Below are 12,685 nucleotides of genomic sequence, written 5' to 3'. Positions count from 1 at the left end.
AAAGGCATTCCACTACCCTTGCTTCTGCCCCCGTCGTCGCGACATTCTCAGGGTATTCCTGATGATTACGACGATGAGCCAATCCGCATTCGATCCCTTCGGCGAGCCGGTCCCCGCGGTCGATCCTTCGATCGCGAGCGAGGGCGTGTCGAAATGGCTGAAGACCGCAGGCACCAGCGTGTTCTGGGTGCTGGTGGTCGGCATCGTGCTGGCACGGGCCGTCTATTTCGAGCCCGGCGTGTTCAGCTTCGAGCATGCCGTTGCCTGGGCGCAGGGTCTGTTCGCCGCGCTCTAGCCGCAGGTCCGCGCGGCGCCGTCCTGGCCCTTTGCGCCTCCCGAATGATCCCCTCGAACGCGACCGCCGCTGGCACCTCGAGCCGGCCGGGCGATTTCAGTTGCCAGAGCGTGCGCTCGATATGGATGCCCTTGATCGGGATCACCTTCAGCTTTCCGAGCTTCACTTGATCGTCGATCGTTGCGATCGACACGATGGCGACGCCGACGCCTGATGCCACCGCCTGCTTGATCGCCTCGGTGCTGCCGATCTCGAGCGTCCGCTGCGGCTCGACGTGGTGGGCCGCCAGCGCCTGCGCGACCACCTCGCGCGTGCCTGAGCCGGGTTCCCGCACGATCAGGATCTCGTCGTTCAGCGACCGGATGTCGATCGGCCCCTGGACCGCTGCGAAGCGATGATCCGGACCCGCAATCAGCGCCATCACGTCGGTACGCCAGGCTTCGCTGACCAAATTCTCGTCCTCGACCGGTCCCTCGACCAGCGCGATCTCGATCTCGTGTCCCAGCATCAGCGCGGCGATGTCGCTGGTGTTGGCGCTGACGACATGCAGATCGATGCCGGGAAAGGCGCGGTGGAACACGCCGAGATATTCCGGGATCATGTAGGTCGCGATCGTGGTGCTGGCACCGATCCGCAGCGAACCGCTGTCGAGGTTGCGCAGCGCCTGCAATTCGTCCTCGGCGGCGCGTTCGGCCGCGAACAGCGTCTCGGCATGCCGCGCCAGCGCCGCGCCCTCCCGGGTCGGCCGCACCCCCTTCGGCGTGCGGTCGAGCAGCCGGCAGCCGACCTGCAGCTCGAAATCCCGCACGCCCTTGGAGATCGCCGGCTGGCTGATGTGCAGGAGGTCGGCGGCGCGGGAGAAACTTCCGGTCCTCGCCACGGCCGCGAACAGGCGGAGCAGATGCAGGTTGAGGGACATAACTTCTCTCTATCGGGGCAGTCCGAAAATATATTAGCCAAGAGGGGTGCCATGGCGCATAAAATCTTCTCCGAAAAGAGGATTTTGTGCCGGAACAAGAACAAGACCAGGGGCAGAAGCAGGGAGCGCTGCGGCGCATATTCCAGCTCATTCCGGGGATTCTGCTCTGCGGGGTCGTCACGGTCATCTCGCTCGGCATCCAGGCCGCCGAGGAGCGCGTTTTCGACCATCCCTATATCGAGGCCCTCGTCGTCGCGATCCTGCTCGGCATGGCGGTGCGCACCGCCTGGGAGCCGTCGGCGCGCTGGCGCTCGGGCATTGCCTTCAGCGCCAAGCAGCTGCTCGAGGTCGCGGTGATGCTGCTCGGCGCCTCCATCAGCTTTGCCGCGATCGTGGCGTCGGGCGGGCTGCTGATCGGCGCCATCGCCGTGACCGTCGCGATCATGCTGGCGGTGAGCTATGGCCTCAGCCGGATGCTCGGGCTCAAGACCAAGCTCGCGATCCTGATCGCCTGCGGCAATTCGATCTGCGGCAACTCGGCGATCGCGGCGGTGGCGCCGGTGATCGAGGCCGATGGCGACGACATCGCCTCGTCGATCTCGTTCACCGCCATTCTCGGCGTGCTGATGGTGCTCGGCCTGCCGCTCTTGATTCCGCTGCTGAAGCTGACGGCGACGCAATACGGCATCCTCGCCGGCCTCACCGTCTATGCCGTGCCGCAGGTGCTGGCAGCGACCGTGCCGGCGGGCATCGTCTCGACCCAGATCGGCACGCTGGTCAAGCTGGTGCGGGTGTTGATGCTGGGCCCGATCGTGATCGGCCTCTCGCTGCTGGTGGCGCGGCGGCGCAAGGCCGGCGCCGCCAGGGAGGGCACCTCGAAGGCCGCCTCGATCAGCCCGTTCAAGCTGGTGCCCTGGTTCATCATCGGCTTCCTGGCGCTGGCCGCGCTGCGCTCATTCCAGCTCGTGCCCGACATCGCGATCGCGCCGGTGACCAAGACGGCGGCGATCCTCACCGTCGTCTCAATGGCAGCGCTCGGGCTCGGTGTCGATGTGCGGGTGCTCTCGACCGTCGGCGGCCGGGTGACGGCCGCCGTCACGCTGTCGTTGATGCTGCTGCTGGGCTTGAGCATCGGCCTCGTGCACTTCTTCAAGTAGAGCATGATCCGGAAAAGTGTGGAGCGGTTTTCCGAAGAGATCATGCTCACATCAAAGGGCCGGCTACTCGGCGGCCTTCGCGGTCTTGCCGAACATCCGTGTCGGTGCGGGAAAGCCGCAGGACGTGCCGTCGGTGATCTTGACCTGATCTTCCCAAGGCAGGCGGAAGCGGCCGGACACCATGTCCTGCATGAACGTGTAGGGGCAATCCATCGCACCGCCCTTCACCGCGACATAGCCGCGGTGCCAGAGCTGATAGATGTTGTTCTCGACGCCCCAGTTGATCCGCGCCTCGCGCACGAGGTCGGGCCGCACCTCGGCGGTGATGATCTCGTCGGCCCGCCCCGTGGTCCCGTGCGCGATGATGCTGCCGTCGAAATTGACGATCATGCCTTCGCCCATCGAGTCGAACGACCCGTCCGAGCCGCACATGCAGACATTGGCCGTCACCATCAGGTTCTGGAACGCGTTGGCCTGGTTGGTGAAGCGCCAGCTGTCGCGGATCGGCGCGGTGTAGCCTGCGGTGCGGATCATGATCTCCGCGCCCTTGTAGGCGCATTCGCGGGCCATTTCCGGGAACATGCCGTCATGGCAGATGATCAGCGCGATCTTCGCGCCTTTCGGTCCATCGATCACGGGAATGCCGATGTTGCCGGGCTCCCACGGCTCGACCGGAATCCAGGGGTGGAATTTGCGGTAGTACAGCTTGATATCGCCGTGATCGTCGATGATCAGCCCTGAATTATAGGGGTTACCATGCGGGTTGAACTCCATGATGGAGAAGCAGCCCCAGATATTGTTCTCGATGCAGGCCCGCTTGAAAGCCGCGACTTCAGGCCCGTCGAGCCGGCACATGATCTCCGGATTGGTATCCATCGAGAGGCCGTGCAGCGAGTATTCGGGGAACACGACGAGGTCCATGGTTCCGAGGTTGCGCCGCGCCTTGCCGACCATCCATACGATGCGCTCCGTCTGCCGTGCCAGGTCGGACCTTGTCGCAACCACAGGCAACTGCAGCTGCACCAGTCCGATCACGACGCCGTTCGGTGATTTGTTGAGACCGCCAAGTCCATTCATGCCTGTCCTCCCGCCTGTTTGAAATGGGCTGTCATTTCGCGAACGATGATCTTCGTTCGGTCGGGCTCCCAGCTAGCAACGATCATGCCAGCAAGATCGCAGAATGCGCAAATGCAGCGTACGGTCGCATGCTGATCGGGATCGCCGCGATGCGCCGCATCATTGCGCAATGGCACGCGGTTTGCTTAATCAATGCGGGTTTTCTCGCATTCGGGGCGTGCGTCATGGCGAATTCAAGCGGGACAATCGCGGCGGAGCCGGCGCCGATCACGCTCGACTGGAGCAGGACCGCGCTCGTCATCATCGACATGCAGCGCGATTTCATGGAGCGAGGGGGCTTCGGCGAGACGCTCGGCAATGACGTCAGCCGGCTTGCCCGCGCGGTGCAGCCGATCGCCGCGGTGCTCGCGGCGGTGCGCGACGCCGGGCTGCTCGTGGTCCACACCCGCGAGGGCCATCTGCCCGATCTCTCCGACGCGCCGCCGGCGAAGGTCGAGCGCGGCGCGCCGTCGCTTCGGATCGGCGATCCCGGACCGATGGGACGGATTCTGATCCGCGGCGAGGCGGGGCACGACATCATTCCCGAGCTCTATCCCCTCGACAGCGAGATCGTGATCGACAAGCCCGGCAAGGGCGCGTTCTACGCCACCGAATTCGGCGACATCCTGCAGAAATACGGCATCGAGAATCTCTTGGTCTGCGGCGTCACCACCGAGGTCTGCGTCAACACCACGGTGCGCGAGGCCAACGATCGCGGCTACCGCTGCGTCGTGATCTCCGACGGCTGCGCGTCCTACTTCCCGGAATTCCACGAGATGGGTCTGAAGATGATCAAGGCCCAGGGCGGCATCTTTGGTTGGGTCACCGATTCAGCTGCCGTGCTGGAGGCGCTCGGGGACTAGCCGCCTTTCACCGCACCCGCCGTCAGTCCCGCCACGATCTGCCGCTGCGCCATCACGGTGAGCAGCAGCACCGGCGCCGTCACGATCAAGGCGGCGGCGGCGAGCGGGCCCCAGCTCAGCTGGTCGAACGAGATCATGTTGTAGACCGCGACCGGCAGCGTGCGGGTCTCACGCCCGGCCAGCACGATGCCGAACACGAAATTATTCCAGGAGAAGATCACCGCGAGGATGAAGGCAACCGCAAGGCCGGGCTTTGCGATCGGCAGCGCGACATGGCGGAACACCTGCCAGCGGGTGGCGCCGTCGATCAGCGCAGCTTCCTCCAGCTCCAGCGGCGTGGTCTCGAAATAGCCGATCATGATCCAGATCACGATCGGCACCGTGACCACGAGATGGATGATGATCTGCGGCACCAGCGTGCCGAGCAGGCCGAGCCACTGGAACAGCAGGAACAGCGGGATCAGATACGACAGGCCGGGCGTGATGCGCGCGATCAGGATCACGATCGCCGATTTATGCGCGGCCATCCGCGCGATCCCGTAGCCCGCGGGCACACCGACCAGCATCGCAAGGCCCGTGGCGCAGCCGGTGACCACAAGGCTGTTGCTGAAATAGGTCAGGAACCGGTTGGAGGCGAACACGTCGGCATAGTTCTTCCAGGCGATATGCTCCGGAAAGAACACCGGCGGGTAGGAGGCGTTGTCGATCTCGAATTTGAGCGACAGCGAGGCCATCCAGAGGAAGAACAGGATCGCCGGCGAGACGATGACGAACACCGACAGCCAAAGCCCGATCCGCCCGAGAATCTGGCGCGGGTTCATGCCTCGCCCCCGAGTTCAGATGTCCACAGCAGGCGCTTGCGCAAGTAAAGCAGCAGTGCCGCCAGCGCCACGATCAGGAGGAAGAACACCACCGCGATCGCCGAGCCGTAGCCGAGGTCGTAATAGACGAAGGCGACGCTGTAGAGATAGACGTTGATGGTCTCCGACGCCGAGCCCGGCCCTCCTTGCGTGATCGCGAAGATGATGTCGAAGCTTTTCACCGCGTCGATCATGCGGATCATGCCGGCGATGAACAGGAACGGCATGATCAAGGGCAGCGTGATGAAGCGGAACACCTGCCAGAAATTGGCACCATCGATCTGCGCGCTCTCGTAGGGTTCGGTCGGGATCGCGGCGAGGCCGCCGAGCACGATCAGCATCACCAGCGGCGTCCATTGCCAGGTCTCGACCAGCACCAGCGAGGGGATCACCGTCGCCGGGTTGAACACCCAGAGCTGCGGCGGCAGCCCGACCAGCGACAGCAGATAGTTCAAGACGCCAAGCTGCGGGTGGAACATCATGGTCCACACCAGCGCGATCGCCACCGGCGTGGCCATCATCGGCATGATGAAGATGCCGCGCAGGAAACCGCGCGCGGCGAATTTCTGATGGAATACCACCGCCGCCAGCGTGCCGAACACCAGCGGCAACAGCACTGACAGCGCTGTATAGGACAGCGTGTGCCCGACCGCCTCGACGAAGCGCGGATCGGTCGGCAGCCGCAGATAGTTCGCGAGCCCCACGAACACGGTCGGCGAGCCGACCTTCCATTCCTGCAGGCTCATCCAGATCGTGAAGACCCACGGAAAGATGATCACCGCCAGCACCACGACCAGCGCCGGGATCACGAACGGCCAGTACGACGGCGGACGCCATTCACGCGCCGGGGCGGCGTCTCCAGAGCCTGCGGCTCTGGACTCTTGCTTTGACGCGTTTTCTTCACGCGAACCGGTACCCACTTCGCTTGAAAACGCTTTGCCGGCCGCCGCCGGCTCAGTCTGTGTCACCACGCTCACGCTTTTTCGCTACGCTCCAGGATGGGGCGGAATTGCTCGTGCGCCTTTTTCAGCTCGGTGGCCGGATCGGCGCCCGACAGCGTCGCGGTCAGCGCGGCGCCGACGATGTCGCGGAATTCGGCGACCGGGATGATGACGGGCAGGCCGAGCTTGGAGATCTTGGCGGAGTCAACCACCGACTGCAGCCATTCCTTGGTCTTCACGCCCTTGGCGACTTCGGCATCGTCGACGATGGAGTTGCGGAACGGCACGCCGCCGCCGGCCTGCAGCAGGCGCGCGCCCTGTCCGCGCGAGACCACCCATTGGCAGAGCAGATAGGCGGCTTCCTTGTTCTTGCTCGCCGCGGCGATGCCGACGCCGTCGCCATAGGTCGAGGAGAACTTGCCCTTGGGACCGGCGGGTACCAGCGTGTAGCCGACCTTGCCGACGACGCGCGAGGCGGCGGGATCTTCCAGCGGCGGCGCCCAGCCGTCGGCGTCGATCCACATCGCGGACCTGCCCTGCGTGAAGGACGCCATCGACTCCATCCAGTTGAAGCCGGCGACGCCGGGAGGCGCGCATTTCGTCAGCAGGCGTTGATAGAGCTTGGTGGCCTCGATCGCCTCGGGGCCGTCGGTCAGGATGTTGCCCTTGGCATCGAGGAATTCGCCGCCATAGTTCAGATAGAAGTTGGTCCACATCGCCATGTTGGCGTTGCGCAGGCCGCGGCCGACGAAGCCGTAGATGCCTTCCTTCGGATCGGTCAGCTTCTCGGCCGCGATTGCCATCTCCTCGAGCGTCTTCGGGACCTCGACGCCCTTCTTCTGGAACAGCTCCTTGTTGTAGTAGAGGATGAAATAGTCGACCGACCATGGCAGCGACAGCATCTGGCCCTTGTCGTTGCGGGCATATTGCAGCCCGGCCGCCGAGAAATCGCTCTCGACGAGGTCCGGCGGCGTCATGCTCGGATCCTTCAGAAAGCCCGACATGTCGGCGAGCCAGCCGGCCTTCTCGAACTGCCGCTTCTGCACGTGATAGCTGAGGTGCACGACGTCGAAGCTCGGCTTGCCCGAGGACAGCTCGATCACGCATTTCTGGCGCTGCTGCTGCTCGGGGATCTGCTCCGACTCGACCTTGATGCCGGTGAGCTCGGTAAATTCCTTGATGTATTTTTGCAGATTGTCGCCGCGCGGCCCCTTGGCGAGAATCACCTCGAGCGTGGTGCCGGAATATTTCTTCCAGTTGACGTCGGCGCGGGCCGGAAATCCGGTCAGTCCAACCGCGCCGGCGGCCGCGGTGCCGGCCAGCATCTGCCGGCGCGAGATCAGGTGATGCGACATGTTTCTCTCCCTGGACGGTTCTTGTTTGGGAGAGATACTAGCGCCTCAACTTTCTGTGCCTAGTCCCACATGCGCGGCGCCGTTGCATAACGCTGCGCCGCGCATGGTATGGCAGCTATGCCTTGACGAAAGCGAGCAGGGTGCCGTTGCCGGAAGCCGGCGGCACGGTGATGCTATTGCCGCTCTTCACGCCGGCTGAGCCCAGCGCTTTCTCGGTCGCGGCAAGGTCGGCCGCGATCACGAGGCCGGCGCCGCCGCGGTCGGGCAGGCCATCCAGCGATACGCCGGGATAACGTTTGCCGAGCTGATCCCTGGTCAGGAACACGAAGTCGGCGCGGTTGCCGCCGGACGGCACCGCAACCGCACCGTCGGCGTCGTTCCTGACGGCGACGTCGATCATCCTGGAGAGATGCGCGGCATCGGCTGCGGGATCGGGCGAGACGATCAGCACCTGCTTGAGGCGTTTTGCCCCATTGGCGTGCGTCATCAATTCGGGAATCCACACCGTCTCGCGGGTCTTGTGCTGGCAGGCGAAGATGCGGACGCCGCCGGGCGCCTCCGCGGTCGGCCACTGGAAGGTGCGGAATTTCGCCGCGGAGATCGTGCCGTTCGGCAAGGTCACCGGGCGTTCGAAATCGGTCGGCCCGATCGGCGCATAGCCGCGCGCGCGAATCTCCTCGGCGCCAGCAGCGGAATCCACCGCGGTGAACGCGATGCGTTCGATGCCTTCGCCGCGCTTCTCGAGGAAGGCGCGCGCCGGAGCGTTGTGTTCGGTCGGGGTCAGCACGCCGAGCAATTCCATATAATCGGGGTCGAACATGATGGTGTAATTGCCCGATCCCATATGCGCGCTATGGGTGCCGCGCGGCGACACGGTGAAGCCGAGCCGCTTGTAGTTCTCGGCCGCCTTGTCGAGGTCCTTCACCATGACCACGGCGTGATCGATTCCGATGACGTTCTTGAGTGCCACTTGTTGTCTTCCCGGCTGGAATAGGAGAGTAGAATTAGCTAACCAGAATGACCGGGCGCCCGCAAGAAAGGATCATGATGAACAGCAATGCCGTGCGCTGGCCCAATTCGCTCTGGGCAGCAGTGACGCCCTCCGGCCCCGATTGTCCCGAACTGACTGGCGCGCAGCAGGCCGACGTCGTCATCATCGGCGGCGGCTTCACGGGTCTATCGACCGCACTGCATCTGCGCGAGGCCAATGTCGACGTCGCGATCGTCGAGGCCGCTGAACCGGGTTGGGGCGCCTCGGGGCGCAACAACGGCCAGGTGATCCCGACACTGTCGCGTCCCGATCCGGACGACATCATCGCGAGGCACGGTGCGGCCGGCGAGCGCTTCGTCGCGATGCTGCGCGACAGCGCCGCTGATCTGTTCGACGTCGTCAAACGCTACAACATCGAGGCCGAGCAGGAGCAGGCCGGCTGGGTGCAGCCGGTGCACTCGCCGGGCCGCATCAAGATCGCCGAGCGGCGGGTGCAGCAATGGTCGAAATTCGGTGCGCCGGTCGAATTGCTGTCGCGCGATCAGACCCGGGACATGCTCGGCTCGGATGCGTGGTACGGCGGCTTCTGGAACAGGACCGGCGGTCACGTCAATCCGCTGGCGCTGGCGCGCGGCCTTGCGCGGACCGTGCTCGGCCTCGGTGCGCGAATCTATGCCCGCTCGCCTGCACTCAGTTTCGAGCGCCGCGGCGATCGCTGGGTGGTGAAGACGGAAAAGGGTGAAATCTCCGGTCGCGCGCTGGTGGTCGCGACCAATGCCTACAGCGGCGAGTTCGCGAAATCGCTGGTGCCGGAGATCGCGACCGAGGTGATGCCGGTGCTGTCGTGGCAGATGGCGACGCAGCCGCTGTCGGACAATGTGCGCAAGACCATCATTGCCGGCCGGCAGGCGATGTCGGATACCCATGGCGAACTGTATTTCGCGCGCTACGACGCCCGCAACCGCCTCGTCACCGGCGGCGCCGTGCTCGGTCCGGGCGACAAGACCGGGCGGCTGAAGGCGCGGGTGACCGAGCGGTTGCAGCGCCTGTGGCCGGAGATCGGCGACGTCTCGTTCGACTATGTCTGGAACGGCTATGTCGGGATGACGGCGGATTTCCTGCCGCGCATGCACCGGTTGGGCCCGAACGCCTATGGCTGGACCGGCTGCAACGGCCGTGCCGTCGCGCTGACGATCCCGCTCGGCCGCGAATTGGCGCGCGCGGTCCAAGGCGTGCCGGAAAGCGAGCTGGCGCTGCCGTTCTCCGAGCCGGTGCAGTACATGGCGCACGGCGTGCTCCGCAAGCTCGCGCCCTGGATGCTGCTGCTCTACCGGCGCCGCGATGCACAGGAGTTGGTCAAGGGCGATCGTTTCGAGTTGCTGCGATGGGCGGAGTATTTCCTCGCCTCGCGCCGTTCGCGGTAGGCGCGGAGCAACGTCGCGCCATGCACGCGAGAGGCATGGAGGGGCAAGCCGCCCGAGTTGGAGACTGGTCAGGGGACGTCGCTGGAAGATTGGGGCCCAAGCAGGTTCGGGTGGGTGCCGCGATCACGAGGATTCCGCCGTTGGCGGATAGCGTTGTGGAAACCCCGACGCGACGCAGGCGTTATTGCCAGATAGCAACCCTGGGAGGTGGGCATGGCGAGGAAGCGCATTGGTATTCTCACGGGAGGCGGTGACGTCCCCGGCCTTAACGCGGTGATCAAGAGCGTGACCTATCGCGGCAGCGAGGACGACATCGAGGTTGTCGGTCTCCGCCGAGGCTGGGAGGCCCTCACGCACCTGAACCTCGACGACCCGTCGAGCAAGTCCCATTACATCATCCCGCTGAACCGCGAAAATACGCGCGTCATCGACCGGCGCGGCGGCACCGTGCTGCACTCGAGCCGCACCAATCCCTCCAAAATGAAGAAGTTGCCCGATCATCTCGCGGGCCGCGACTTTCCGGCTTCCCAGAGCACCAAGGGTGGCATCGCAACCACGACGTGGGACCTCACCAACGAGGTGCTCGCGAACCTCGCGGGGCTCGGTATCGAGCATCTGATCGCCATCGGCGGCGACGATACGCTCAGCTACGCGGACAAGCTCAACAGGCGAGGCGTCAAGATCATTGCGATCCCGAAGACGATGGACAACGACGTTCGCAACACCGAATACTGCATCGGCTTCTCGACCGCGATCACCCGTGCCAGCGATGCCATCCAGCGCCAGCGCACCACCGTCGGCTCGCACGAGCGAATCGGCATTTTCCGCGTCTTTGGTCGCGATGCCGGCTTTACGGCACTCTATACCGCATACGCAACCTCGATCCGATGCGCCATACCGGAGTACAAGGTCAATCTCGACAAGCTGATCCAGCTTCTCCTCGATGACAAGCACGGCAACCCAAGCAACTACGCGCTGATCGTGCTTAGCGAGGGCGCCGAGTGGGAGGGCTACAAGGTGCAGGAATTCGGCGAGCCTGACGCCTACGGTCACCGCAGGAAGGCGAGCGTGGCCGAAGCGTTCGCGGACGAGATCAAGCGGCGCACCGGCGAGGAGACCATCGTCTCTGACCTCACCTACGACCTGCGGTCAGGCGATCCGGACTTCATCGACAAGCTTGTGGCGCTGACGTTCGGCAACATGGCTTACGATGCGATCCTGGAAGGCAAGACCGGCCTCATGTCGGCGCTGGTCGAGGGCCGCTACGACCTCGTGCCGATCCCCGACGCCAAGCTCGGGCCACGCAAATTGGACGTCGCAAGCGCGTACAACACCGAGCGCTACCGTCCTCTCTATTCCAACAAGCGGGGCCTGCCGATCTTTCTCAACCGCGCTTCATAGGGCGGGTGGTAACCCCATCGGGCAGGGCGAGCTATTCCAGATGCGTCGATAGCCCGTATCGACACGCGGTGACGGATGGGCCATAGTTCCGCAAGCAATATGCGCAGGGAACCTGTCGCACCACACGACGTTCTTTTTTGCAAATGAGCGCGCCGTCGCCCCCGGCGCAGCGAGCGCCGAGGCGAAGGCGCTGCGCTGCGGTCGGAGGGATGCTCATGAAACTCACCATTTCGGTCATCAAGGCTGACATTGGCTCCGTCGGGGGCCACACGAAACCATCTGCGCGCATGATGGCGGCTGTCGAAGGGGAGGTCGCGAAAGCGATCGAAAACGGTCTCCTGATCGACGGTTTCGTGCGCCATACCGGCGACGATATTGCGATCATCATGACGCACACGCGGGGCGAAGGGAGCTCCGAAGTCCACCAATTCGCCTGGAAGACGTTTCTCGCGGCCACTGCGGTCGCGAAGACCTCCGGGCTCTACGGCGCCGGCCAGGATCTTCTCGTCGACGCCCCGTCCGGAAACGTTCGCGGCGCGGGCCCGGCTGTCGCCGAGCTCAGCTTCGACCACAGCCTCTCGGGCGCGAGACCCGCGGAGTCCTTCATGGTGTTCGCCGCAGACAAGTGCGGCCCCGGTGCCTACAACCTGCCGCTCTATCTGGCTTTTGCCGATCCCATGTATTGCGCCGGGCTGATGCTGCCCCCGATGATCAAGGGCTTCCGTTTCCATATCATCGATATGGACAACACGGCCGGCGACAGCGTGATCGAACTCGATGCGCCCGCGGACGGCTACCACATTGCGGCGCTGCTTCGCGACAACGAGCGCTTCGGCATTGATCGCATCGTCTCGAAAACCTATGGCGAGGTCGCCGTCGCCGTTTCGGCGCAGCGCCTTCACTCCATCGCAGGCAAGTACACCGGCAAGGATGATCCGGTCGCGGTCGTCAGGAACCAGGGCATTTTCGCGGCGCCCGAAGAAATCATCTCGCCGTTCACCAAGGCGCACTTCGTGGGCGGCGATGCGCGCGGCTCGCATGTGATGCCGCTCATGCCGGTGCCGCTCAACACCCCGGTGACGGGGATGTATTGCCTGCCGATCGTGTCCTGCGTCGGCTTCTCGATCGACCGGGACGGGAAGTTCTCGGAGTCCTATACCGACTTCTTTGACAACCTTGCCTGGGACGAGGTTCGCCAGCGCGCGCAGCGCAAGGCGATCGAGATGCGCAGCCAGGGCTGGTCCGGCGCTGCGATGCTGCCCTATTCAGAGCTGGAATATGGCGGCTTCCGCGACACGGTATCCGGATTGCTGAAGCGCTTCCGGCTGCGCGAGGAGCCCAAGCCACAAGCGGCGGAGTAGGG

The 12,685-nt window shown here is 64.4% G+C and carries 12 protein-coding genes; 6 read left to right on the top strand and 6 right to left on the bottom strand.

Annotation, left to right across the window (positions count from 1 at the left end):
- Positions 1–73: 73 nt before the first annotated feature.
- Entirely contained in the window at positions 74–295 is a 222-nt protein-coding gene (locus tag Q2M23_RS34990; protein ID WP_038377517.1) for a hypothetical protein, read from the top strand.
- On the opposite strand, the gene Q2M23_RS34985 is transcribed toward Q2M23_RS34990, so the two are convergent.
- The gene (locus Q2M23_RS34985) at positions 243–1,214 is read right to left on the bottom strand and encodes a LysR family transcriptional regulator (protein WP_057015258.1); all 972 of its coding nucleotides are present in this window, start codon (positions 1,212–1,214) and stop codon (positions 243–245) included. The genes Q2M23_RS34990 and Q2M23_RS34985 overlap by 53 nt on opposite strands.
- 86 nt (positions 1,215–1,300) lie before the next feature.
- On the opposite strand from Q2M23_RS34985, the gene Q2M23_RS34980 reads away from it, so the two are divergent.
- The gene (locus Q2M23_RS34980; RefSeq protein ID WP_225643482.1) at positions 1,301–2,371 is read left to right on the top strand and encodes a YeiH family protein; all 1,071 of its coding nucleotides are present in this window, start codon (positions 1,301–1,303) and stop codon (positions 2,369–2,371) included.
- A gap of 63 nt (positions 2,372–2,434) precedes the next feature.
- On the opposite strand, the gene Q2M23_RS34975 is transcribed toward Q2M23_RS34980, so the two are convergent.
- Positions 2,435–3,448, bottom strand: a complete 1,014-nt coding sequence (locus tag Q2M23_RS34975; RefSeq protein ID WP_316398467.1) for a formamidase — start codon at positions 3,446–3,448, stop codon at positions 2,435–2,437.
- A 224-nt stretch (positions 3,449–3,672) separates the two neighbouring features.
- On the opposite strand from Q2M23_RS34975, the gene Q2M23_RS34970 reads away from it, so the two are divergent.
- The gene (locus Q2M23_RS34970) at positions 3,673–4,350 is read left to right on the top strand and encodes a cysteine hydrolase family protein (protein ID WP_076824447.1); all 678 of its coding nucleotides are present in this window, start codon (positions 3,673–3,675) and stop codon (positions 4,348–4,350) included.
- On the opposite strand, the gene Q2M23_RS34965 is transcribed toward Q2M23_RS34970, so the two are convergent.
- The 4 genes from Q2M23_RS34965 to Q2M23_RS34950 form a co-directional block, all read right to left on the bottom strand.
- Positions 4,347–5,171, bottom strand: coding sequence for a carbohydrate ABC transporter permease (locus Q2M23_RS34965; RefSeq protein WP_038383999.1), 825 nt, complete (start codon positions 5,169–5,171; stop codon positions 4,347–4,349). The two genes, Q2M23_RS34970 and Q2M23_RS34965, sit on opposite strands and share 4 nt — an antisense overlap.
- Positions 5,168–6,130: a carbohydrate ABC transporter permease gene (locus Q2M23_RS34960; RefSeq protein WP_057015282.1), complete on the bottom strand. Its 963-nt coding sequence runs from the start codon at positions 6,128–6,130 to the stop codon at positions 5,168–5,170. The genes Q2M23_RS34965 and Q2M23_RS34960 overlap by 4 nt, the downstream gene beginning before the upstream one ends.
- Positions 6,131–6,183: 53 nt before the next feature.
- Entirely contained in the window at positions 6,184–7,506 is a 1,323-nt protein-coding gene (locus Q2M23_RS34955) for an ABC transporter substrate-binding protein (RefSeq protein WP_092082514.1), read from the bottom strand.
- 115 nt (positions 7,507–7,621) lie between these two features.
- Entirely contained in the window at positions 7,622–8,476 is an 855-nt protein-coding gene (locus tag Q2M23_RS34950; protein WP_057015263.1) for a VOC family protein, read from the bottom strand.
- A gap of 77 nt (positions 8,477–8,553) precedes the next feature.
- On the opposite strand from Q2M23_RS34950, the gene Q2M23_RS34945 reads away from it, so the two are divergent.
- The 3 genes from Q2M23_RS34945 (at position 8,554) to Q2M23_RS34935 (ending at position 12,683) form a co-directional block, all read left to right on the top strand.
- Positions 8,554–9,921 carry an FAD-dependent oxidoreductase gene (locus Q2M23_RS34945; protein WP_316398477.1) on the top strand — a complete coding sequence of 456 codons (1,368 nt, stop codon included), beginning with the start codon at positions 8,554–8,556 and terminating at the stop codon, positions 9,919–9,921.
- 213 nt (positions 9,922–10,134) lie between these two features.
- Positions 10,135–11,322 carry a 6-phosphofructokinase gene (locus tag Q2M23_RS34940; protein ID WP_057015264.1) on the top strand — a complete coding sequence of 396 codons (1,188 nt, stop codon included), beginning with the start codon at positions 10,135–10,137 and terminating at the stop codon, positions 11,320–11,322.
- A 143-nt stretch (positions 11,323–11,465) separates the two neighbouring features.
- Positions 11,466–12,683 (top strand): fructose-1,6-bisphosphatase, encoded by a 1,218-nt coding sequence (locus Q2M23_RS34935; RefSeq protein WP_283805954.1) that lies wholly within the window; start codon positions 11,466–11,468, stop codon positions 12,681–12,683.
- Positions 12,684–12,685 lie beyond the last annotated feature (2 nt).

The sequence above is a fragment of the Bradyrhizobium sp. 33ap4 genome (genome assembly GCF_032654765.1).
GTDB lineage: Bacteria > Pseudomonadota > Alphaproteobacteria > Rhizobiales > Xanthobacteraceae > Bradyrhizobium > Bradyrhizobium australafricanum.
The sequence above is the reverse complement of the archived record's forward strand: the minus strand, read 5'-3'. Positions and strand labels throughout refer to the sequence as shown.

Excerpts from the sequence above, each read along its gene's own strand:
- Q2M23_RS34990 (WP_038377517.1), top strand. The coding sequence starts at position 74 with ATGAGCCAATCCGCATTCGATCCCTTCGGCGAGCCGGTCCCCGCGGTC.
- Q2M23_RS34985 (WP_057015258.1), bottom strand. The coding sequence starts at position 1,214 with ATGTCCCTCAACCTGCATCTGCTCCGCCTGTTCGCGGCCGTGGCGAGG.
- Q2M23_RS34975 (WP_316398467.1), bottom strand. The coding sequence starts at position 3,448 with ATGAATGGACTTGGCGGTCTCAACAAATCACCGAACGGCGTCGTGATC.
- Q2M23_RS34970 (WP_076824447.1), top strand. The coding sequence starts at position 3,673 with ATGGCGAATTCAAGCGGGACAATCGCGGCGGAGCCGGCGCCGATCACG.
- Q2M23_RS34965 (WP_038383999.1), bottom strand. The coding sequence starts at position 5,171 with ATGAACCCGCGCCAGATTCTCGGGCGGATCGGGCTTTGGCTGTCGGTG.
- Q2M23_RS34955 (WP_092082514.1), bottom strand. The coding sequence starts at position 7,506 with ATGTCGCATCACCTGATCTCGCGCCGGCAGATGCTGGCCGGCACCGCG.
- Q2M23_RS34945 (WP_316398477.1), top strand. The coding sequence starts at position 8,554 with ATGAACAGCAATGCCGTGCGCTGGCCCAATTCGCTCTGGGCAGCAGTG.
- Q2M23_RS34940 (WP_057015264.1), top strand. The coding sequence starts at position 10,135 with ATGGCGAGGAAGCGCATTGGTATTCTCACGGGAGGCGGTGACGTCCCC.
- Q2M23_RS34935 (WP_283805954.1), top strand. The coding sequence starts at position 11,466 with ATGAGCGCGCCGTCGCCCCCGGCGCAGCGAGCGCCGAGGCGAAGGCGC.